At 73.4% G+C, this 20,944-nt stretch carries 18 protein-coding genes and 1 riboswitch; of the genes, 9 read left to right on the top strand and 9 right to left on the bottom strand.

Annotation, left to right across the window (positions count from 1 at the left end; genetic code table 11):
- Nucleotides 1-3 precede the first annotated feature (3 nt).
- A complete protein-coding gene (locus tag P1K89_RS22070; RefSeq protein ID WP_284618685.1) occupies nt 4-1,497 on the bottom strand; it encodes a clostripain-related cysteine peptidase in 1,494 nt (497 codons plus the stop codon).
- Between the two features lie 226 nt (nt 1,498-1,723).
- Between P1K89_RS22070 and P1K89_RS22065 the strand changes: the two genes are divergently transcribed.
- Nucleotides 1,724-3,943: a tetratricopeptide repeat protein gene (locus tag P1K89_RS22065; protein WP_284618684.1), complete on the top strand. Its 2,220-nt coding sequence runs from the start codon at nt 1,724-1,726 to the stop codon at nt 3,941-3,943.
- A 20-nt stretch (nt 3,944-3,963) separates the two neighbouring features.
- Here P1K89_RS22065 and P1K89_RS22060 read toward each other — a convergent pair whose 3' ends face one another.
- The 4 genes from P1K89_RS22060 to P1K89_RS22045 form a co-directional block, all read right to left on the bottom strand.
- On the bottom strand, nt 3,964-4,482 hold the full coding sequence (locus P1K89_RS22060; RefSeq protein WP_284618683.1) for a TPM domain-containing protein: 519 nt from the start codon (nt 4,480-4,482) through the stop codon (nt 3,964-3,966).
- A gap of 5 nt (nt 4,483-4,487) precedes the next feature.
- The gene (locus tag P1K89_RS22055) at nt 4,488-5,411 is read right to left on the bottom strand and encodes a TPM domain-containing protein (protein WP_284618682.1); all 924 of its coding nucleotides are present in this window, start codon (nt 5,409-5,411) and stop codon (nt 4,488-4,490) included.
- Nucleotides 5,412-5,425: 14 nt separating this feature from the next.
- Nucleotides 5,426-6,100, bottom strand: coding sequence for a LemA family protein (locus P1K89_RS22050; protein ID WP_284618681.1), 675 nt, complete (start codon nt 6,098-6,100; stop codon nt 5,426-5,428).
- A gap of 93 nt (nt 6,101-6,193) precedes the next feature.
- Complete coding sequence (locus P1K89_RS22045; RefSeq protein WP_284618680.1) at nt 6,194-6,694, bottom strand: RrF2 family transcriptional regulator; 501 nt, start codon at nt 6,692-6,694, stop codon at nt 6,194-6,196.
- Nucleotides 6,695-6,858: 164 nt separating this feature from the next.
- Here P1K89_RS22045 and P1K89_RS22040 point away from each other — a divergent pair, with 164 nt between their 5' ends.
- The 7 genes from P1K89_RS22040 to P1K89_RS22010 all read left to right on the top strand — a co-directional run bounded on the left by P1K89_RS22040 (nt 6,859) and on the right by P1K89_RS22010 (nt 16,130).
- The gene (locus P1K89_RS22040) at nt 6,859-8,472 is read left to right on the top strand and encodes a cbb3-type cytochrome c oxidase subunit I (RefSeq protein ID WP_284618679.1); all 1,614 of its coding nucleotides are present in this window, start codon (nt 6,859-6,861) and stop codon (nt 8,470-8,472) included.
- A 13-nt stretch (nt 8,473-8,485) separates the two neighbouring features.
- Nucleotides 8,486-9,085: a cbb3-type cytochrome c oxidase subunit II gene (locus P1K89_RS22035; protein ID WP_284618678.1), complete on the top strand. Its 600-nt coding sequence runs from the start codon at nt 8,486-8,488 to the stop codon at nt 9,083-9,085.
- Nucleotides 9,082-9,675, top strand: a complete 594-nt coding sequence (locus P1K89_RS22030; protein ID WP_284618677.1) for a c-type cytochrome — start codon at nt 9,082-9,084, stop codon at nt 9,673-9,675. The genes P1K89_RS22035 and P1K89_RS22030 overlap by 4 nt, the downstream gene beginning before the upstream one ends.
- A gap of 12 nt (nt 9,676-9,687) precedes the next feature.
- Nucleotides 9,688-10,350, top strand: a complete 663-nt coding sequence (locus tag P1K89_RS22025; RefSeq protein ID WP_284618676.1) for an SCO family protein — start codon at nt 9,688-9,690, stop codon at nt 10,348-10,350.
- Nucleotides 10,347-10,943 carry a hypothetical protein gene (locus tag P1K89_RS22020; RefSeq protein ID WP_284618675.1) on the top strand — a complete coding sequence of 199 codons (597 nt, stop codon included), beginning with the start codon at nt 10,347-10,349 and terminating at the stop codon, nt 10,941-10,943. The genes P1K89_RS22025 and P1K89_RS22020 overlap by 4 nt, the downstream gene beginning before the upstream one ends.
- A gap of 58 nt (nt 10,944-11,001) precedes the next feature.
- Nucleotides 11,002-13,743, top strand: a complete 2,742-nt coding sequence (locus P1K89_RS22015) for a winged helix-turn-helix domain-containing protein (RefSeq protein WP_284618674.1) — start codon at nt 11,002-11,004, stop codon at nt 13,741-13,743.
- Nucleotides 13,744-13,903: 160 nt separating this feature from the next.
- Nucleotides 13,904-14,003, top strand: a riboswitch (cyclic di-GMP riboswitch).
- A gap of 90 nt (nt 14,004-14,093) precedes the next feature.
- A complete protein-coding gene (locus P1K89_RS22010; protein ID WP_284618673.1) occupies nt 14,094-16,130 on the top strand; it encodes a PKD domain-containing protein in 2,037 nt (678 codons plus the stop codon).
- Nucleotides 16,131-16,215: 85 nt separating this feature from the next.
- On the opposite strand, the gene gorA is transcribed toward P1K89_RS22010, so the two are convergent.
- A complete protein-coding gene (gene gorA, locus P1K89_RS22005; protein ID WP_284618672.1) occupies nt 16,216-17,595 on the bottom strand; it encodes a glutathione-disulfide reductase in 1,380 nt (459 codons plus the stop codon).
- Between the two features lie 134 nt (nt 17,596-17,729).
- Between gorA and P1K89_RS22000 the strand changes: the two genes are divergently transcribed.
- Nucleotides 17,730-18,569, top strand: coding sequence for a RibD family protein (locus tag P1K89_RS22000; RefSeq protein WP_284618671.1), 840 nt, complete (start codon nt 17,730-17,732; stop codon nt 18,567-18,569).
- Here P1K89_RS22000 and P1K89_RS21995 read toward each other — a convergent pair.
- The 3 genes from P1K89_RS21995 to P1K89_RS21985 are packed head-to-tail and all read right to left on the bottom strand — an operon-like array spanning nt 18,566 to nt 20,938.
- Entirely contained in the window at nt 18,566-19,444 is an 879-nt protein-coding gene (locus tag P1K89_RS21995; protein WP_284618670.1) for a hypothetical protein, read from the bottom strand. The two genes, P1K89_RS22000 and P1K89_RS21995, sit on opposite strands and share 4 nt — an antisense overlap.
- Complete coding sequence (locus P1K89_RS21990) at nt 19,441-20,517, bottom strand: glycosyltransferase family 4 protein (RefSeq protein WP_284618669.1); 1,077 nt, start codon at nt 20,515-20,517, stop codon at nt 19,441-19,443. Before P1K89_RS21990 ends, P1K89_RS21995 begins: the two co-directional genes overlap by 4 nt.
- A gap of 16 nt (nt 20,518-20,533) precedes the next feature.
- Nucleotides 20,534-20,938, bottom strand: a complete 405-nt coding sequence (locus P1K89_RS21985) for a 6-pyruvoyl trahydropterin synthase family protein (RefSeq protein ID WP_284618668.1) — start codon at nt 20,936-20,938, stop codon at nt 20,534-20,536.
- Between the last annotated feature and the right edge of the window lie 6 nt (nt 20,939-20,944).

Here is a 20,944-nt window from a genome sequence, read left to right as displayed (position 1 = left end):
GGCTCAGGGCAGGGTGAGCTTGCGGTCGAAGATCGGGTAGCCGGGGATCGCCGCCGGCAGCAGGCCGACGAACTTGGCCTGCTTGTGGTACTCGATGATGAAGTCGACCCACGCGGTGGACTTCAGGAAGTCGATCACCTGCGGCTGCGCCGGCGTCGGCGCCTTCTGCAGGTAGAACGGCGAGCGCCAGTCCCACAGCCCGCGCAGCACCGGGTCCGGGCAGAGGATGTTCATCGCCAGCTGGCGGGACGAGAAGTCCCAGACGATGTCGGGCGCGATCCACGGCGTGGCGCTCGCGCCGTAGACCTTGATCGTCGCCAGCGCCTGGTGCAGCTGCGTCGCGGCGGCCACCACCGCCGCGCTGCCGGCGAAGGCCATCAGTTGCTCGGCCAGGCTGCGCAGGTCGGTCAGCTCGTCGGGCACGTCCAGGCGGGCGTTGGTGCCGGTGTCGTACTGCTGCGCGCGGATGATCGCGGTGCGGATGCGGCCGACCACCGTCGGGCGCTCCGCCGCTGGCGCGCCCGTCAGCGCCGCGACCAGCGCCTGGGCCAGCGCATCGACGCGCGCGGCGATCAGCGGCATGCGCGACAGCTGCACGGCCGCGCCGGTGGTCGGGTGGTGCGTCTTCGTCGCCAGCAGGTCGCGGTTGGCCTCGGCCAGCCATTGCGACAGCTGCTGCGTCGTCGCATTGCCGGCGATCTTCAGCTTGTTGAACACCGCCGGGTAGGTCTCGCCGCCGGTGAAGAAGTTGTAGTTCATGTAGCCGGTGGCGTAGTCGGCGTAGGGCGCCACGGTGTGCAGCACCTCCACCGCCATGTTGAAGCAGTTGTTGAAGTGGATCGCGGCCAGCTTGCGGCCGCTGCCGGCCCCACCGCCGAGGGCATCCTTCAGGGCCGTCGCCAGGCCCCAGGTCGACAGGGGCATGTGGTTCACCGGCAACAGCGGCGAGCCCATGGGCAGCAGCGGCGAACCCATCGGCAGCAGCGGCGAACCCATCGGCAACACCGGCTCGCCGTGTTCCGAACCGAGCTGCCAGGCGACTTCGCCGCCCTGCGTCAGCTGTTCTGTGGAGAGCTGGCTGCGGTCGATCTCCGGCAGGAAGCCGGCGCCATGGCCTTCGAGCGCCAGCACCAGCGCGGTTTCAGGATGCAACTGCCGCGCGCGGCGCAGGAAACCGGCCAGCGTGCGCGGCGATTGCATGTCCTGCTTCCAGCGCGAGGCGATCTGCATCGACAGCGGCTTGTTGGCCGGGATGTCGACGAGGTAGCTGTCGTCGTCGTGCAGGTCGATCAGCGCGCTGACGTGCACGCCGCATTCGCTGACCTTCAGCAGGTGCTGCACCAGCGCATGCTGCTGGATCGGCAGCACGCTGCCGCCGGGATAGGTGCTGAGCACCGCATCGGTGCCGAAGGGGGCGTAGAGGGCGAGCGTGACGCCGACCGGCGCGGCGCCGGGCGGGCCGGCCACGAGCGGGGTGCTGAAGATCAGGTTGGGCATAGGGGTCTCCATCGCGGGGCGGCCACACTACGGCTGCATCGCGTTGCATTCACATGCACACTGGCGTGCCCGCCGCGTGAACACCGTAGACGATCGCTGGATGATGGTCGAGCCCGCCGACACACGCCCCCCTAGCTTGCGTCCTGCGCGTCCCCCGCGCGGGGCCCCGTTTGGGGGTGCGCCGCGCGCGAGCCGCTCGGCGCGGCGCCGCGCGCTCTGCGACGCGGTGCTCGCCGCCGCGCTGGCCGCGCACCGGGCCGGCACGCTGGACGAGCTGCTGCGCAGCCGGCCGCTGCTGACACGCTGGTTCGCGCGCCGGCTGATGCCGCCGCTGCAGGCCATCGCCGGCGACCTGTTCGGCGCCGACCCGGCGCTGCAGCCGGCCGCCTGGACCGTGCTGCTGCGCGCCGCGCTGGCCGCGCTGCGGCCCGATGGCGCGTCGGGCCTGACGCGCATTGCCGAGCACGACTGGCTGCAGCGCACCGCGTGGCGGCCGCTGCTGGCGCTGATGTGCCACGCCGGCTTCGTCGCCGTGCCGGCCTTCCCGGCGCGTTACCGCGCCCGCGCCGACGAACCGGCCGTCGAGCAGCTGTGCGGCTTGTGGGGCGTCGGCGCCAGCACCTTCTACCGCCATGCCGATCGCGGCCGAAGGCGCTTGTCCGACGTGCTGTTCGGCCCGTTGTTCGGGCACGTCGCGCATGGCGATGCGGCGCTGGCGCGCGACCTGCACCTGCAGCACGAGCTCGATGCGCTGCTGCCGAGCGATCCGGCCGCGCGTACCGCATGGCATGCGCGGCAGGCCACCGCCGCGCTCGCCGCGCACGAGGGGCGCGCCGCGCTGTGGCATCTGCTGTGCGCGGGCGACATGGCCGGCTTCATCGCCTGCCTGCGGCGCTTCCGCGTCGAACTGGCCAACGACCCCGACACCGATGCGCTGCTGCAGCGCTGCGCCGCGCGGCTGCCGCTGCCGCGCGAACGCTTCGAGCTGGGCCTGGCGCGGGCCGCGCTCGCCGGCGTGCGCGGCGACGAGGCCGCCGAGCGCGCCGCCTGCGAAGCCGCGCTGCGCATCGCCGCCGCCGTCGACGATCCCCTGATGCTGGGCATCGTCTACGGCGTGCTCGGCAAGATCGACGAGGCGCGTGATCCTGACAAGGCTTTCGCGTGTTATCAGGAAAGTGCCGACTTCCTGCGCCGCGCCGGCCTGCCCGACGATCCGTCGCAGGCCCCGCCCGAGGTGGTGGAGGCCACCGTCGCGACGCTGGTGAAGCTGGGCTGGCTGTACGTGCTGCGCAACGATCCGCGTTCGAAGGCGGTGCTCGACCGCGCCGAGGCGCTGCGCGAGGTCGGCACGCTGTCCGCGGAGCGGGTGGCGATGCTCGAGCAGGCCTGGGGCGAATACTGGCGCCGTGCCGGCGAGCTGCCGCGCGCGCTGGAGCACAAGCACCGCGCGCTGCAGGTCTACGAGCGCCTGGGCGACCGCCAGGCGGTGCTGAAGACCTGGGGCAACCTCGCGCTGCTGTACGGCGACGCGAAGGACTTCGCCCGCGCGATCGACTACTCGCAGCGCGTGCTGGAGATGGCGTCGCGCGTGGCGATCGAGCCGGAGACGGTGGCCGCGACGCACCTGAATGCCGGCGCCGCGTACTTCTGGCAGGGCAAGTACGACGCGGCGATCGAGCACTATGCGCAGGCGCTCGAGGTCGCGCAGGGCGCCGCGCTGCGCGTGCTGGTCGGGCGCGCGCACTACAACCTGGCCGAGGCCTTCTACAAGCGCTTCCAGGCCGGCGACGATCCGGTCGACGAGCGCCTGGGCGATGCGCACATCGGCGCCGCGCTGGCCTGCTGGCCCGAAGGCGCGGACCCCGGCGCGGTCGAGGCGACGCGGCGCCTGAAGCGCGAGATCCTGGGCCCGCGCGACGAGGCATTCGTCGACCGCATGATGCCGGTCGAGCTGGCAGCGCACTTCGACGAGATGGCCAGCGTACAGCGCCACCGGGCCGCGCTGGCGGTGCCGCTGCAGCCGCTGCAGCAGGTCGAGGCGCAGCTGGCGATCGCGCGCGCCTATGCGGTCATCGCCGCGAAGGAGCGCGAGGCCGCGGTGGCGCTGATCGAGCGCCATGGCCTCGGTGCGCGTTTTGCGCCGGCGCTGGACGAGCTGCGTGCGCGCTACGAACGGCAGCTCAGCCGCGAGCAGCGGGTGATCGCGTTGTGGCGCGGCACGACCACCGACCTCGTCGCCTGGTCGAGCGGCGAAGCGCTGCTTCAGCAGCTGCTGGCCGGTGGCACCGTCAACAAGAGCGGCTACGCGGCGCTGTGCGGCGTCGGGCTGGCCACGGCGTCCAAGCACCTCGGCGTGCTGATGGGGCGCGGGCTGCTGGTGCAGCTGGGCAAGGGGCCGAGCACGCGCTACCGGCTGCCGGCCGAAGCCGACGAGCCGACGGCCTGAGAGGCCGTGCCAACCAGAGGCTAGAGGCGCAGTGGCCGGTCGGCGAGCTCGTTGGCATCGCCCGCGCCGGCCGCGAGCGGAAACTGCTGCAGCAGCGTCGCCTCCACCGCCTCGATCGCCGCCATCAGGCCGGCCTCGAAGCGGCCGTCGCGGAAGGCTGCGGCCATGTGCTGCGTCACCGCGGCCCAGTGGCCGGCCGGCACGAGGCGGTCGACACCGCGGTCTGCGACGATCTCGATCGCGTGCTCGGCCAGCAGCAGGTAGATCAGCACGCCGTTGTTGAACTCGGTGTCCCAGACGCCGAGCTGGCCGAACAGCGCCAGCGCCCGTTCGCGCGCGGCCGTGCCGCGCCACAGCTCGGCCAGCGGCAGCGCGGCTTCGATGCACAGGCGGATCTCGCCGCTGTGCCGGCGCTCGCTGGCCTCGATGCGCTGCTGCAGCCGGTCGAGCGCGGCGTCGTCCAGCAGGCGCCGGGCTTCGGCGTCGTCGTGCCAGCGGTGGCGCAGCAGGCGCGTCCAGCGATTCGAGGTGTCGGGCATCGCAGTCACCAGCGTCCGGACGCGCCGCCGCCGCCGAAGTCGCCGCCGCCGCCGGACGAGAAGCCGCCTCCGCCGCCGGAGAACCCGCCGCCGCCCCAGCCGCCACCGCCGCCGCCCCAGACGATGGGCGGTGCCATGCCGCGCAGCCCGCCGCGGCGGTGGCCGCGCGCACCGCCGCCGACGCCGAGCACGCCGACCATCACCAGCGCGATCACCGCCGCCACGGCCGCGACCGCCAGGCCGGCGCCCAGCCACCAGGCCAGCGCGCCGGCACCGCCGGCCGTCAGGGCCGCGCCGAGCCGCCGTCCGAGCAGCCCGGACAGCATGCCGCCGACGATCGGCACGCCGGCAAAGAACAGCAGGCCGAGGCCGCCGAGGTCGAAGCCGCCGGCCGGGCCCCGCGTGCCGGCGCCGCGCGGGGCCGGGGCCGGCAGGTGCTCGCCGCGGATGCGCGCCATCAGCGCGTCCACGCCGGCATTCAGGCCGCCCGCGAAATCGCCGTTGCGAAAGGCCGGCAGCATCTGCCGGTCGATGATCTGCCGCGCGGCGAGGTCCGGCACCGCGCCCTCGAGCGCCTTCGCCGGCGCGATGCGCACCGCACGGTCGTCCTTCGCGATCACCAGCAGCAGCCCGTCGCCGACCTCGCGGCGGCCGATCTTCCAGGTTTCGCCGACACGCTGCGCATAACCCACGATGTCCTCGGGTGCGGTGGTCGGCACCAGCAGCACGACGATCTGCGGCCCGGCCTGCTGCTCGAAGGCGGCCAGCTTGGCCTCGAGCGCCGCGCGCTGCCCGTCGGTCAGCGTGGCGCTGCGGTCGATGACGCGCGCGTCGAGCGGCGGCACCGGCTGCGGCGCCTGCGCCAGCGCCGGCGCGGCGCCGAACAGCAGCGCCACCAGCAGGGCAGCCAGAGCGGCCACGGCGGCCATCGGCGCGGGCCGCGTCAGCGCGAAGCCGGTGCGGCCGGTGCCGACGCCGCCGTGGAGCCGGCGGGTCCTCGCGCCGGGCCGTCGAAGCTCACCGTCGGCGGCGTGGAGATCTGGCGCTCGTCGGCCACCGTGAAGCTCGGCTTCGGCTCGTAGTCGAAGACCTTGGCCGTCAGGTTGGTCGGGAAGCTGCGTGCCAGCACGTTGAACTGCGCGACCGACTGGATGTAGCGGTTGCGCGCGACGGTGATGCGGTTCTCGGTGCCTTCGAGCTGCACCCGCAGGTCCTGGAAGCCCTGGTTGGCCTTCAGGTTCGGGTAGTTCTCGGTCACCACCAGCAGCCGGCTCAGTGCGCTCGACAGCTCGCCCTGCGCCGCCTGGAATTTCTGGAAGGCCGCCGGGTCGTTGATCAGCTCGGGCGTCGCCTGCACGGACGTCGCCTTGGCGCGCGCCTCGACCACGCGCGTCAGCGTCTCCTGCTCGAAGGCCGCTTCGCCCTTCACGGTGGCGACGATGTTGGGGATCAGGTCGGCGCGGCGCTGGTACTGGTTCAGCACTTCGGACCAGCTGGCGCGCACCTGCTCGTCCAGGCGCTGGAAGTCGTTGTAGCCGCAGCCGGTCAAGGCGGCGGCGAGCGCGGTGATCAGCACCAGGCGAGCCGCGAGGCGCGGCACCGGGTCAAGACGCAGCATGGCCACTCCCCACGACAGGACACGGCGATCGTACGGCAAGCGGCATGCCGGCCCGGGGCCGGCGCGTCGATCCGCCGGGGGAGGGCGGGCGTTTCAGCGCGCCGCGGCGCGCCGCCCGCTGCCCGGGCGCGGCATCGCCATCGGCGCTTCGGCCGGCACGCCGAGCAGCGACGCGGCCACCTGCGGCACGGTGATCGCATCGGCGAAGGTCATCTTGTCGAGCTCGTGCATGAACGCGTCGACGGCGCGGCGCATGCCGCGCTTCAGGTTGCAGGCCTGGAAGACGGCGCAGTCGGACTCGACTGTCGTGTCGTGGCAGGCGACGACGGCGAAGTCCTTCTCGGCCATGCGCACGACCTCGCCGACCGAGATCTGCTGCGGCGCGCGCGCCAGCCGCGCGCCGCCCGAGCGGCCGCGCACGGTCTCGATGAAGCCGTGCTGGCCGAGCTCGTGCACGATCTTCGTCAGGTGGCTGCGCGAGATGCCGTAGGCGGTGGCCATCTCGTCGATCGTCGCGACGCCGCCGTCGCGGTACCGCACCGACAGGTAGATCATCACCCGCAGCGTGTAGTCGGTGTAGAGCGTCAGGCGCATGCGTCGGCTTTCGTCGCCTCAAAGCGGTAGGTGGGAGTCTACTTTGCGGCCCGCCGCGTGTCCGGCTCCCATGGCATCCGCCACAAAAAAAGATTCATCGCAGATGTTGCTTTGGCGAATCGCGCCAGATAAGATACACCGCAGATGAATCATTGATCAGCGTCATGAGCACCCTCGTCATCCTGCTGTCCGCCTTCGTGCTGTCGGTCGTCGCACTGATGGTCTTCATCTGGACGCAGCGCGCGGGGCTGTTCGACCGCGAGACGCCGGCCGCCGACGTGATCTTCGCCCGCGGCGAGGTCGGGCAGGTCGAGGAGCCGGCCGCCGCGCCGGCGGCCGCGCGTTCGCTGCAGGCCGCCCTCGGCGGGGCGTCCGGCGCGGCCGACGACGAGGAACTGCTGGCGCGCGCCCGCGCCGACGCGTCGACCTCCGGCGTCGTGCTGCTGTTCTTCGCCTGCAGCATGGTGTGGCTGCTGGTGGCGTCGGCGGCCGGGCTGGTCTCGTCGATCAAGCTGCATGCGCCGGACTGGCTGGTCGAGCAGGCGTGGCTGACGTTCGGCCGCCTGCGCACGATCCACCTCAACGCGGTGGCCTATGGCTGGGCGCCGAACGCGGGGCTGGGCATCGCGCTGTTCATCATCCCGCGGCTGCTGAAGACGCCGCTGGTGGGGGCGCGTTTCGCGGTGCTGGGCGGTGCGCTGTGGAACGCGGCGCTGATCGCAGGCCTGGGCGCCATCGCACACGGCCTGAGCGACGGGCTGGAGTGGCTGGAGATCCCGTGGCAGATCGACATCCTGTTCGTCGCCGGCGGCGCGCTGATCGGCATTCCGCTGGTGCTGACGCTGACGCAGCGGCGCGTGCCGCACCTGTACGTCTCGGTCTGGTACATGGGCTGCGCGCTGTTCTGGTTCCCGGTGCTGTTCCTGGTCGCCAACATCCCGGGCCTGCACCGCGGCGTGCAGCAGGCGGCGATGAACTGGTGGTTCGGCCACAACGTGCTGGGACTGTTCTACACGCCGCTGGCGCTGGCCTCGGTGTACTACTTCCTGCCGAAGGTGATCGGCCGGCCGGTGCAGTCGTACAACCTGTCGCTGCTCGGCTTCTGGGGGCTGGCGTTCTTCTACGGCCAGGTCGGCGGCCACCACCTGATCGGCGGCCCGGTGCCGGGCTGGATGGTCACGCTGTCGATCGTGCAGAGCATGATGATGATCATCCCGGTCATCGCCTTCACGGTGAACCAGCACCAGACGCTGAAGGGCCGGCTCGCGGCGCTGAAGCACTCGCCGACGCTGCGCTTCATCGCCTTCGGCGGGCTGATGTACACGGCCAGTTCGATCCAGGGCTCGTTCGAGGCGCTGCGCAGCGTCAACGCGATCACCCACTTCACGCACTACACGGTCGCGCATGCGCACCTGGGGCTGTACGGCTTCGTCAGCATGGTGTTCTTCGGCGCGATGTACTTCGTGGTGCCGCGCATCACCGGCCGCGAATGGCCGTCGCCGGCGCTGATCGCCGCGCACTTCTGGCTGGTGGCCATCGGCATCACGGTGTATGTCGTGACCCTGTCGATCGGCGGCTGGCTGCAGGGCGTCGCGATGCTCGACGGCGCGCGCGGCTTCATGGACTCGGTGGCGGTGACGCTGCCGTGGCTGAAGGGCCGCAGCATCGGCGGCGCGCTGATGCTCGCCGGCCACCTCGTCTTCGTGGGGCACTTCGCGCGGCTGGTGCTGTCGCCGAAGGCCACGCGCCGCGGCGCCGCCCTGCTGCGCGCCGCCTGAAGGAGTTTCATCGATGAAGAGCGAAACCCGGCTGCTCGCCGGCGGCATGCTGATGCTCGGCGTGGCCACCAGCGCGCTGGTCGTGATCCCCTACCTCACGGTGCGCGACGAGTCGCCGCTCGCCGGCCTCAAGCCCTACGGCGCGGCCGAGTTGCGTGGCCGCCAGCAGTACATCGCGCAGGGCTGCGTCTACTGCCATTCGCAGCAGCCGCGCACGAAGAACTTCGCGCCGGACTTCCAGCGCGGATGGGGCCGGGCGACGGTGGCCGGCGACTATGCGCACGACACGCCGCACCTGCTGGGCACCATGCGCACCGGCCCCGACCTGATGAACATCGGCGCGCGCCAGCCCAGCGAGCAGTGGCACCTGGGGCATCTGTACCAGCCGCGCGCCTACGTGCCGGGCAGCCTGATGCCGAGCTACCCCTACCTGTTCGAGGCGCGCGATCGCATCGAGCCCGGCGACGTCGCGGTCACGCTGCCGCCCGGCGTGCCGATGCGCGGCCGCCATGTGGTCGCCACGCGCGACGCGCTGGACCTCGTGGCCTACCTGAAGTCGCTGGACCGCAGCTACCCCGCGGTGCTCGACGGCGACCGGAGGGACCTGCGATGAACCGCCCCACGGTGCTGCCGCAGCAGCGGCGTGAACACCCCGAGCCGCATGAAAGCGCCGGCCGCGTGCCGGGGGCGGTGCTGGCGCTCGTCGCGGCGATGATCGTCTTCGGCGTGGTCTACATCGGATTGGCGCACGTCGACACGCCGTCGGCCTGGGGCGACGGCCGCGACATCGCCGAGCTGCGCGGCAGGCGGCCCGCGGCGGGCGCCAAAGCCGACGGCGCCGCGCTCTATGCCGCGATGTGTGCGGCCTGCCACCAGGCGCAGGGCGGCGGCCTGGCGGGGGTGTTCCCGCCGCTGGCGGGCTCCGAATGGGTGCTCGGCGACGAACGCACCGCGGCCGCGATCGTGCTGCACGGCATCAGCGGCGAGCTGACGGTGAGAGGCACCCGCTACCGCGGCGCGATGCCCTCGTTCAAGACGCAGCTCGACGACGATCAGCTGGCCGCGCTGCTGACGCACCTGCGCGGGCAGTGGGGCAATACGGGCGCGCCGGTGAACGCCGCGACCGTGGCGGCGGTGCGTGCCGAGACCGCCGCGCGCGCGGCGCCGTTCGATGGCGACGTCGAGCTGAAGGCGGCGCGCTGAGGGAGGCGCGGCATGCCCCGGACACGGCACGGCTTCGGCGCGACGATGGCGGCCTGCGCGGCGCTGCTGCTCGCCTTCGGTGCGCTGGCCTGGTCGTCCACCGACGGGCTCGAGCGCTGGACGCACGAATCGCTGCGCCGCGCCGCCGCGCGCGAGGGCCGGCTGCAGGCGGCGCCGGTGCCGCTGCTGCGCGCCGACGGCACGGTGGCCGAGGCGTTCGCCGGCCCGCCGCTCACGGGGCCGCGCATCGTGCTGGTCGACTTCATCTACACCCGCTGCCCCTCGGTGTGCCAGGCGCTCGGGGCCGGCTTCTTCCAGGCGCAGGAACGGCTGCGACGCGAAGGGCGCGACGACATCGCGCTGCTGTCGGTGTCCTTCGACACCGCGCACGACGACGTGGCCAGCCTGCAGGCCTACGCGCGCCTGCACCGCGCCGATCCGGCGTGGTGGACGATCGCCGTGCCGGCCGCCGACGAGGCGGCGCGGCGCCTGCTGCGGCAGCTGGGCATCGTCGTGATCCCCGACGGCTTCGGCGGCTACACGCACAACGCGGCGATCCACCTGATCGATGCCCAGGGCCGCGTGCGCGCCATCCATGCACTCGACGACTGGCCCGCCGCGGTGGCGCAGGCGATCCGGCTGGCCGACGGCGAGCAGAGCGAGGTCCGGCGATGACGCGCCGCGCGGCCGGCTTCTTCATCGCGCTGGCGCTGGCCACGCTGCTGCCCGGCCTGCGCGAAGTGTTCGAAGGCGCGATGGCGCTGCACATGCTGCTGCAGCTGCCGGCGCTGCTGGCGGCGGGCTGGCTGATGGCCGGCCGGTGGCATCGCGCGGCGGCGGTGCAGGCCCTGGGCCGCGCCATCGCGGCCATCGACGCCGGCGGCCTCTTCGGCGCCACGGCGGCCAGCGCGGTGATCGCGCTGTGGATGATCCCGGCCTGGCTAGACCGCAGCCTGCTGGACCCGTCGACCGCGGTCCTGAAGTACGCGTCGTGGCTTCTGGCGGGCGTGCTGCTGCGCGCCGGCGCCGGGCGCATGCACCCCACCGTCGCCGCGTTCTTCCTCGGCAATGGCGCGTGGATGGCGGCGACCGTCGGGCTGCTGTACCAGGACGAGGCGACGCGGCTGTGCGTGTCCTACCTGCAGGACGACCAGGTGTGGACCGGCGGCGGCCTGGTGGTGGCTGCCGTCGCGATGGGCGCGCTCGCGCTGCGCCTGGTGCTGCGGCCGCCGGGCCCGGCGCCCACCCGCGTCGCCCGCGGCGCGTGAATTCGGCCGCGCGCCTGTGCTCGAACGCCGCGCGTGGGCCGATAGCATTGGCCGGTCCATGTCCGCCACCACCGTCCACCCTCCGCCGCGCGTCGAGCCGCCGCGTTTTGCCGCCACCAAGATCCAGGCCGCGCGCCCGCGGGCGCGGCGCATCGAACGGCCCGCGCTCGACGCCGCGCTGCTGCAGGCGGCGCTATCGCGCCGCGTCGTGCTGCTGCACGCGCCGGCGGGATACGGCAAGACGACCGCGCTGGCCTCGCTGGCCGCGGCACTGCCGGCGGACAGCGCGCTCGGCTGGGTGTCGCTGGATGCCGAGGACGACGCGGCGCGCCTGTTCGCCTGCCTGGCCGCGGCGCTCGAACCCTGCGACCTGCCGTGGCGCACCTTGCCGGAGGCGCTGCTGCCGCACCTGGCCGGCGGCGGCGATGGCGCGCGCCGCGCGCTCGACGAGCTGGTCAATGCGCTGGCCCATGCCGATGTCGCGCACGGCGTCATCGTGCTCGAGGACTGGCACCGCGTGGTCGACGCCTCGCTGGTCGCGCTGGCCGACCACCTGATCGAGCGCCTGCCGCGGCACTGGACCGTCGTGCTGTCGAGCCGCGAGCTGCCGGCGCTGTCGCTGGCGCGCTGGCGCGTCGCCGACGAGCTGGCGGAGTTCGATGCCGAGGCGTTGCGCTTCACCCCCGACGAAGCCGGCGCGCTGATCGCCGCCGAAGGCCTGGTCGCGGCCGATGCGAACGTGCAGACGCTGATCGAGCGCAACCACGGCTGGCCCGCCGGCCTGCGGCTGACGCTGGTGGCGCTGAAGTCGCGGCCCGGGCTCGCCGCCGGCGCCCTGAGCGACCGCTACCTGTTCGACTACCTGACCAGCGAGGTGCTGGACGCGCTGCCGCCCGAGCTGCACGACTTCCTGCTGCGCTGCGCGGTGCTGCCGGAGCTGACCGCGGCGCGCGCGGCGGCCGTCAGCGGCGCCTGGAACGCGGTCGAGCTGCTCGACGAGATCGAGCGCCGCGGCCTCTTCGCGACCTCGCTGGCCACCGCCGACCGCACGCTGGTGCTGCACGACCTGTTCCGCGCCGCGCTCGAAGCGCGGCTCGCGCGCCGCCTGCCGGACGAGCTCGATGCGCTGCTGCACCGCGCCGCGGCCTCCGAGCCCGATGCCGCGCGCCGCATCGGCTACCTGCTGCGCGCGCGCGACTGGGCCGGCGCCGAGGCCGCGCTGGCCGCCGCGGCGCCCGATCTCTTCGTCGGCGGCGGTGCGGGCGAGGTGCAGCGCCTCGTCGAGCAGTTCGACGCCGGCTGGCGTGCGACGTCGGCGCGGCTGGCGCGCCTGGCGGGCACCGTCGCGCTGCTGCGCTGGGACTGGCCGGCGATGGAGCGCCACTTCAGGGCGGCGATGGCGCATGCGGCGGCCGCCGGCGACGTCGACGAGCGCCAGCAGGCGCAGTCGCTGCTGCCGATGGCGCTGTACGCGATGGACCGCAATGCCGAGGCCGAGACGCTGATCGCCGGGCTGCATGCCGAATCGATGGCGCCGCCCACGCGCCGTCGGCTGCTGATCTCCGACGCGACCCAGCACTTCCGGCGCGGCCAGCTCGACCGGCTGCCGTTGCTGTACGGCGAGGTGATCGAGTCGCTGCAGCGCGGCGCGAGCCTCTTCGAATGGTGGGAATGCGCGCCGGCGTCGAACTGGAGCACGCTGCCGGGCATGCGCGTGTGGTTCGAGCGCTATGTCGAGGGCGCGCTCGCGCGCATCGGCCAGCGGCCGCTGCCGATGCGCGCCGAGGTGATCCTGCAGCGCGCGTTCGTTCGCCTGTGGGCCGGCCGCCTCGACGAGTCGCGCGCCGATGCGCGGCAAGCCGAGGACGACCTGCGCTGGCTGGCCTGCTCCGGCGAGACCGAGACCCAGCTGACGCTGTATCGCATGATCGAGTGCGCCATCTGCGGCCGCGCCGACGAGCTGGCCGCGCACCTGGACGGCATGTTCGCCCGCGAGCAGGATGCGCCACCCGAGCGGCGCCGGCTGTGGGAACACCAGATGGCGGTCTACGGCGTGCGCATGAACAGCACGCTGGGCGCCGCGCCCGAGGTGATCGAGCGCTGGGCTGCGTACCTCAAGGAAGACCCGCTGCGCAGCGACCAGTTCCAGAACCCGCGGGCGATCGCCGTGCGCGCGCGCCATGCGGCCGCGCAGGGCCGCTGGCGCGACGCGGCCGAGGGCCTGCAGCGCCTTTTGCCCAAGCTGCACGAGATGGACGTGATGGCCCACCACGTCGACCTGCGGCTGCGCTGCGCCGAGGCCTGGGTGCATTGCGGCGAGCTCGGCCTGGCCGCGCAGGCGGCCGCGCCGGCGCTGGCACGCATCGAGCGCGACGGCGACGCCGGCCATGCGTGGATGGCCGGCCTCGCCGCCTTGCAGACGCTGGCCGGCGCCGCCTGGGGCGATCGCCTGCCCGCGGCGCAGCGGCAAGGGCTGCAGGTGGCGGCGGCCACGGTCGCGCAGTTGCGCAGCACGGCGCCGCAGCCCGCGGCCCGCCTGCTGTCCGACGAGGCCGAGCGCACGCTCAGCGGCCTGGCCGAACCGGCCGAGACGCCCGCCACCGCCGACGCGGGCCTGACGATTCGCGAGGCCGAGGTGCTGGCGCTGATCGCCACCGGCACCAGCAACAAGCTGATCGCCCGCGCGCTCGACATCAGCCCGCACACGGTCAAGCGCCACGTGGCCAACGTGCTCGACAAGCTGGGCCTGCAGTCGCGCGGCCAGGCGGCGGCCTGGTACCTGAAGGGCGCACCGGCCTGAAGGGCGGCCCGCGCCGCTGCTTCTGGCCGCCCCTCTAACCGCTTCCGGCCCGTCCGGGGCGTGCGTATTGCACGCTGCCGGGGCCGGGCTGGTGCGGCAGGTTTTGCCGCCGTAACGGAAGGAAAGACCGCTGCAACGATTGAATCGCCGCCACTACCATGCGCGCCGTCGGCACACCTGCGCGAAAGCCGGGGTCGCAAAGTTCCCGGTCTAACGCGGTCGCCTCCAGCAGGCCCCGTCATGGCAGCGGGGCCGCCTGCAGGCGCACTTTCTCCATGAAGTCGTCGGCTGTCGTTCCTGGCTGGTCACACCGGATGTCGTTGGTTGATCCGCTGTTCGAGAGCCCCTTCATGATCCATCTCCCCCGATTGCTCGCGCCGGTGCTGCTCGCACTGGGCCTGGCCGGTACCGCGGCCACCGCCGCTGCCGCGAACGAAGCGGCCGTGCCGCACCGCCTGAAGGGCGCGTTCCCGACGATGGTGCTCAACGAGCGCCAGGTGCAGGGCCAGCGGGCGGTCGAGGCGCTGGGGGCGCGGCTGCCGGACGTGGCCGACTTCTACGGCAAGTCGGCCGACGAGTTCAAGGCGATGCTGCTGAACGACAAGCGGCTGAAGCTCGACCGAAACGGCCGCGCGTTCTACGTCGAGGAGCTCGATGCGCCGGTCGCCGCGTCGCCCGAGCCGCTCGCCGGCAGCGGCCTGCTCGACGGCACGCTGGCGCCGCTGGAACAGACCTTCTTCCTGCACAGCCGTCCGGGCTCCAAGCGCACGATCTACCTGAACTTCCGCGGCGCGACGCTGACCGGCACCGCGTGGAACAGCAGCGGCACGACGATCAACGCCGCGCCCTACGACATCGACGGCATCCCGGGCACCTTCTCGACCACCGAGCTGCAGCGCATCCAGGGCATCTGGCAGCGCGTGGCGGAAGACTTCGCGGCCTTCGACGTCGACGTCACCACCGAACCGCCGACCGCCGACAAGCTCACGCGCAGCGGCTCGACCGACGACATCTTCGGCACGACGGTGCTGATCACCAACCGCACCGGCGTCTACAGCTGCGGCTGCGGCGGTGTCGCCTACCTGGGCGTCTTCGACGACACCAGCAACTACTACAAGCCGGCGCTGGTCTTCTACGACGCGCTCAGCGGCAGCGAGAAGAACATCGCCGAGGCCGCCTCGCACGAAGCCGGCCACAACATGGGCCTGAACCACGACGGCACCGCGACGGCCGGCTACTACGGCGGCCACGGCAGCGGTGCCACGAGCTGGGCGCCGATCATGGGCGTGGGCTACTCGAAGACCGTCGTGCAGTGGAGCAAGGGCGAGTACACCGGCGCCAACAACACGCAGGACGACTACGTCGTGATGCAGTCCAACGGCCTGCCGCTGCGGGCCGACGACCACGGCAATACGCACGCCGCGGCCACCGTGCTGTCCCCGGCCGTCAGCGGCACCACCAGCAGCGCCAGCACCAGCGGCGTGATCGAGCGCCCGACCGATGTCGACGTGTTCGCCTTCAGCGCCGGTGCAGGCCCGGCCACGCTGACGCTGACGCCCGCGGTGCGCTCGGCCAACCTCGATGCGCTGATCACGCTGCGCAACAGCGCGAACACGGTGATCGCCACCGCCAACCCGGTCGATGCGCTGAACGCCAGCATCAGCGTCAACCTGCCGGCCAACGGCACCTACTACCTGTCGGTGCAGGGCACCGGCAAGGCGGGCACCGACGGCTACCCGGCCTACGGCAGCATCGGCCAGTACGCGCTGTCGGCCAGCTACACGACGCCGGTCAACATGGCCCCGATCGCCACGATCGGCACCTCGACCGCCAAGGGTCCGGCGCCGCTGACGGTGAACTTCTCCGGCACCGGCTCCACCGATCCGGACGGCAGCATCGCCTCGTACAGCTGGGCCTTCGGCAATGGCGCCGTCGGCAGCGGCAGCACCGCCGCCTACACCTACAGCAACCCCGGCAGCTACACCGCGCAGCTGACCGTCGTCGACAACCTGGGCCAGGCCTCGACCAGCTCGGTGACCATCACCGTCGATGCCCCGGGCGCCACCGGCAAGACGATGCGGGTGGCCGACATCGCGATGAGCGTGATCAACATCGTCGGCACCGCCGCGCAGGCGCAGGCCACGGTGAAGGTCGTCGATGCCAACGGCCTGCCGGTCGCCAGCGCGTCGATCAACGGCGCGTGGAGCGGCCTGGTCACGCGGCCGTCGGTCACGTTGAGCACCGACAGCACCGGCGTCGCGCGCTTCAAGTCGCCCAGCGTCAGCGGCAGCGGCGTATTCACCTTCACGGTGAACAGCGTGACGCGCACCGGCTGGACCTACGTGCCGCAGTCGAACACCGAGACCAGCGACTCGATCACGCGCTGATTACGCGCCGATCGCCCGCTGATCCGCTGGTCCCTGCGACCGCTCGGCCCGCGCCCGGAGCTTCCGGCCGCGGGCCGCTCGTCTTCTACCGAACCTCGCCCGGCGACACCCGCCGCGACGGCGTGCGCATCAGCACCCATTCCTCGGCGGCCGTCGGGTGGACCGCGACGGTGCGGTCGAAGTCGGCCTTGGTGGCGCCGGCGCGCAGCGCGACGGCCAGGCTCTGGACGATCTCCGGCGCATCGGCGCCGATCATGTGCAGGCCGAGCACGCGGTCGTCCGCCACGTCGACCAGCAGCTTCATGTAGCAGCGCTCGGCGCGGCCGGTGAAGGCCGCGCGCATGGGCCGGAAGTCGGCTTCGAAGACGTCGATGGTGTGGCCCTGCGCCAGCGCATGCGTCTCGGTGGCGCCGACGGTGCCGATCGGCGGCAGCATGAACACAGCGGTGGCCACCTGGCCGACGGCGATCTGCGGCTCGCCGCCGGCGAACAGCGCATCGGCCAGGGCGCGGCCCTCGGCAATCGCCACCGGCGTCAGGTTGTGGCGTGCGGTGAGGTCGCCGATCGCATAGATGCCGGCGGCGGCGGTGTGGCCACGCTCGTCGACCGGCACCGCCGCCTGCGCGTCCGGCACGATGCCCACCCGCTCCAGCCCCAGGCGCGCGCTGTTGGGCCGGCGGCCGGTGGCGTTCAGCGCCCAGGGCAGCCGCAGCGCCTCGCCGTCCGCCAGGTGCAGCGTCCAGGTGCCCGCTTCGTGGCTGATCGACAGCGGGGCCATGCCCGGCCTCAGCTGCACGCCGGCATCCTCGAGCGCTTCGGCCGCCCGCGTGCGCAGGCTCTCGTCGAAGCCGCGCAGCGGCAGCTCGCCGCGGTACAGCATCGTCACCTCGACGCCCAGCCGCGCCAGCATGCTGGCGAACTCCACCGCGATGTAGCCGCCGCCGATCACCGCGGCGCGCGGGGGCAGCTCCGCGAGGTCGAGCAGCTCGTCCGAAGTCGGGCAATCGGCGATGCCGGGGATGCTGTCGCGCACCGGCGCGGCGCCCGTGGCCAGCACGATGTGCGGCGCGGTCAGCCGGCGCGGGCCGACCTGCACCGCGCCGGGGCCGTCCAGCCGCGCGGCGCCCTCGATGAAGTGCACGTTCGCCTGCTCCAGCATCCCGCGGTAGATGCCTTCCAGGCGCTTGAGCTCCTGCGCCTTCGCAGCCTGCCAGGCTTGCATGCGGAAGGCCGCGCCGTCCGGCACCTGCCAGCCGAAGCCGCCCGCTTCGCGCAGCGTGTCGCCGATCTGTGCGGCGTACATCAGCAGCTTCTTCGGCACGCAGCCGCGCAGCACGCAGGTGCCGCCGACGCGCACCGCCTCGATCAGCGCGACGCGCGCGCCGTGGTGGGCCGCGCGCCGCGCGCAGGCGACGCCACCGGAGCCTCCTCCGATGACGATGAGGTCGTAGGCGGTGTCATTCACGCAGCAGCTCCCCGGTCCGGTTCGGCCGGCGAGCATAGACCGGCGCCGGTTATGCTGCCGCGCAGGTCCGCGGAATGCCCTGGCCTGCCGAAGAGCCGGTGAAGCAGGCTCGGAGTCCAAGCGTGGGAGATCGGATGCTCGATGAACTGTGGCCCGGCCTGCTGGCGATCGCCGCGACGCGCGCGGCCGCGCCGCCGCCGGTGATGCCGGCGGGCCTGCGGCACGATGCGCAGCACGGCTGGCAGCTGACCGGCGATGCCGGCCGGGAGACCGCCGCGCAGGAGCGCTTCGCCCTCTTCAAGCCGCTGATCGACCTCGATTCCTGGGTGGTCGCGCAGCTCGGCCAGAGCCTGGACGGCTGCATCGCCACCCGTACCGGCGATGCCGCCTTCGTCAGCGGCACCGAGGTGCTGGAACACCTGCACCGGCTGCGCGCGCTCAGCGACGCGGTGATCGTCGGCGCCGGCACGGTGGCCATCGACAACCCGCGGCTGACCACCCGCCACGTGCCGGGGCCGAACCCGGTGCGCGTGCTGTTCGACCCGCAGCTGGGGCTGGCCGGCGGCGTGCAGCGGGCGCACGTGTTCACCGACCGCAGCGTGCCGACGCTGTGGTTGTGCGATGCGCGCTGGCGCGCGCAGGCGGTGGACCTGGCCGGCGCGGCGCGCGTGCTGGCGGTGCCCGGGCTGCTGCGCGACAACGGCGCGCCCGACGTCGCCGCCGCCGTCGCCGCGCTGCGCGCCCGCGGGCTGAAGCGCCTGCTGGTCGAAGGCGGCGGCGTCACGGTCTCGCGCTTCCTGGCGCAGCGGGCGCTCGACCGGCTGCACCTGTCGATCGCGCCGGTGCTGATCGGCGACGGCCGGCGCGGCCTGCTGTTCCCCGGGCCCGAACGCATGGGCGACTGCGCCCGGCCGCGCTGCCGCGTCTATTCGCTCGGTGGCGACCGGCTCTGGGACGTGGACATGAGGAGTTAGCCCGGCGGTCGCGCGGCCAGGTCGACGTGGCCGACCCGCAGCCGGGTCGCGGGCAGCGCACCCTGGCGTCGCAGCGCCCAGGCCTGCACCAGCGCGCGCGCCGCCGGGTCCTGCTCGATCGCCGCGGCGGCGGTGCCCTCGACCATCGCGCGCAGCATCGCCGGCGCCTGCGCGCCGTCGATGAGCCAGTCGCTCGCCGCGTGTCTCGTCGTCCACCCGGCGGCGGCCAGGTGCTCGAGGGCGACGGTCGCGGCCTGGCTGCCGAGCGCGGCACCGAAGCCCTTGTCGCGGCGCTGGTGCGCGGCGAACAGGGCCTGCACGGCCTCGTCGGCCGGATCGCCGGGCGACCAGCGGATGCGGGCGTCGGCGGTCAATGCGAACAGCAGTGTCGCGCGGGCGGCGAGCGCGTGCTGCAGCAGTGCCTGCAGCCAGTGCGCGGACACCAGGTCGAGCAGCGCGGACGCCGTCAGCAACGCGCCCGGCGGCAACTCGAGATCGTGAAGCGCCGCCGCGAGGTCCAGGCGCCGGCGTTCGATGATCGCGTCGAAGCCCTCGCCCGCCAGGTGGATCGTGGCGCCGCCCGGCGTGACGCGGTGGCCGGCCGCAGTGGCCCAGCGCGCGAGCGCGGCGGGCACCTCGCCGAGCAGCGCGTCGTCGTGGTCGATCAGCCGCCAGCGTTGGCCCTGGCCGAGGCGGGGCGCCAGCGCGCGCAGGTTGGCGCCGGTGCCGCAGGCCAGATCGATGACGGACCACGGGCCGGCATCGGCGGCGCGACCGGCCAGCGCGAACTGCCTGACCGCGTCGGCCTGCGCGCGCGCCGCGGTGTCGAAGGGCTCGCGCAGCTGCAGCCAGCCGGCGCTGAAGCCGTCGCTCATCGCGGCGCGCCCGCGTGGTCGGCCGGCGTGGCCAGCGCGGCCAGCACGGCCTCGAAGGCCGCGACGGCCTGCGGCCAGGTCGGCAGCGCCGCCCGCGCGGCCCGCGCGCCGGCCGCCAGCTGCGCGCGCCAGCCGGGCTCGTCGATCATGCGGCGCAGCGCCTCGCGCAGCGCCGCCATGTCACCCGACGGCACCAGCATGCCGGCGCCGGCCGGCACCGTCTCGGGCAGCGCACCGACCGCCGTGGCCACCACCGGCAGCCCGCGCGCCAGCGCCTCGGCCAGCGCCATTCCATAACCTTCGAAGAACGTGGCCAGCACCGCGACGTCGGCGCGCTGCATCAGCGCCTGCAACGCGGCGTCGGGCAGCTCGCCGTGCAGCCGCACGCGCCCGGCGAGGCCGAGCGTGTCGATCTGGCGGCGCAGCGCGGCCGCGGTCGCCGGATCGCGCTCGAGGCTGCCCACGCAGTGCAGCGTCCAGCGCCTGTCGCCGAGGCCGGCCAGTGCGTCGATCAGCAGCGCATGGCCCTTGCGTGCGCTGACCGTCGCCACGCACAGCAGCGTGAGGCCGTCGTCGCCGGAACCTGCGGCCAGCGGCGCCGGATCGGTGCCCGGCGCGATCACGTGCAGGCGCTCCGGCGGCACGCCGTACGGTGCCAGTGCGCGAGCGGTGGCCGCGCTGGGCACGATCACCCGCCGCGCGGTGGCCAGCGCGCGGCGTTCGCTGTCGAAGAGCTGCGCGGCCTGCACGTCGGCCAGGCCGGTCTCCAGCGCCAGCGGGTGGTGCACCAGCGCGACCCAGCGCAGCCGCCCGGCGTGGGCTTCGGCCAGCGCGGGCAGCGCGCCGAAGGCCAGGCCGTCGGCGACGACGAGCGTGCCGTCCGGTATCTCGCCGATGCAGCGCGCGGCCGCCGCGAAGGCCGCCTCGCCGGGAAACGGGAAGCCGTCGGGCAGCCGCGGCTGCCCGACCGTCCAGCCGCGCGCGCGCAGGCCGGCGACCATCGCACGGTCGTAGGCATACCCACCGGTCAGGCTCGCCGGGTCGCCGGGCATCAGGAAGGTCAGCCGCCGCACACGCGTCCTTTGCAAGCTAGGCCGGCAGCGGCCCTTCGTAGGCCGCCCAGGCGACATGCGATTCGTGCAGCGTGATCTTCATCGCCGCCAGCCCGGCACCGTCGGGGCCCAGCGCACCGGCCGCGATGCGCGCGGCGAGGCGGTCGAACAGCGCGCGGGCGAGGAACTCGGTCGTCGTATTGCGGCCCCGGAACGCGGGCTCGTCGTCCAGGTTGCTGAAGTTCAGGTCGCCCAGCACCGCCTTCAGCAGCGCCGCGGCGCGGCCGATGTCGGTCACCACGCCGTCGGCGTCGAGCGCCGTGCGCTGCAGCGTCATGTCGACGACGTAGGTCGCGCCATGCAGGCGCTGCGCCGGGCCGAAGGTCTCGCCGGCAAAGCTGTGGGCGATCATGAAGTGGTCGCGGACGTTGACGCTGTACATGGGCCT

Source organism: Aquabacterium humicola, from assembly GCF_030167915.1.
In the GTDB taxonomy this organism is placed as follows: Bacteria; Pseudomonadota; Gammaproteobacteria; order Burkholderiales; family Burkholderiaceae_C; genus Pseudaquabacterium; species Pseudaquabacterium humicola.
This window is presented reverse-complemented; position numbering and strand designations above follow the sequence as displayed.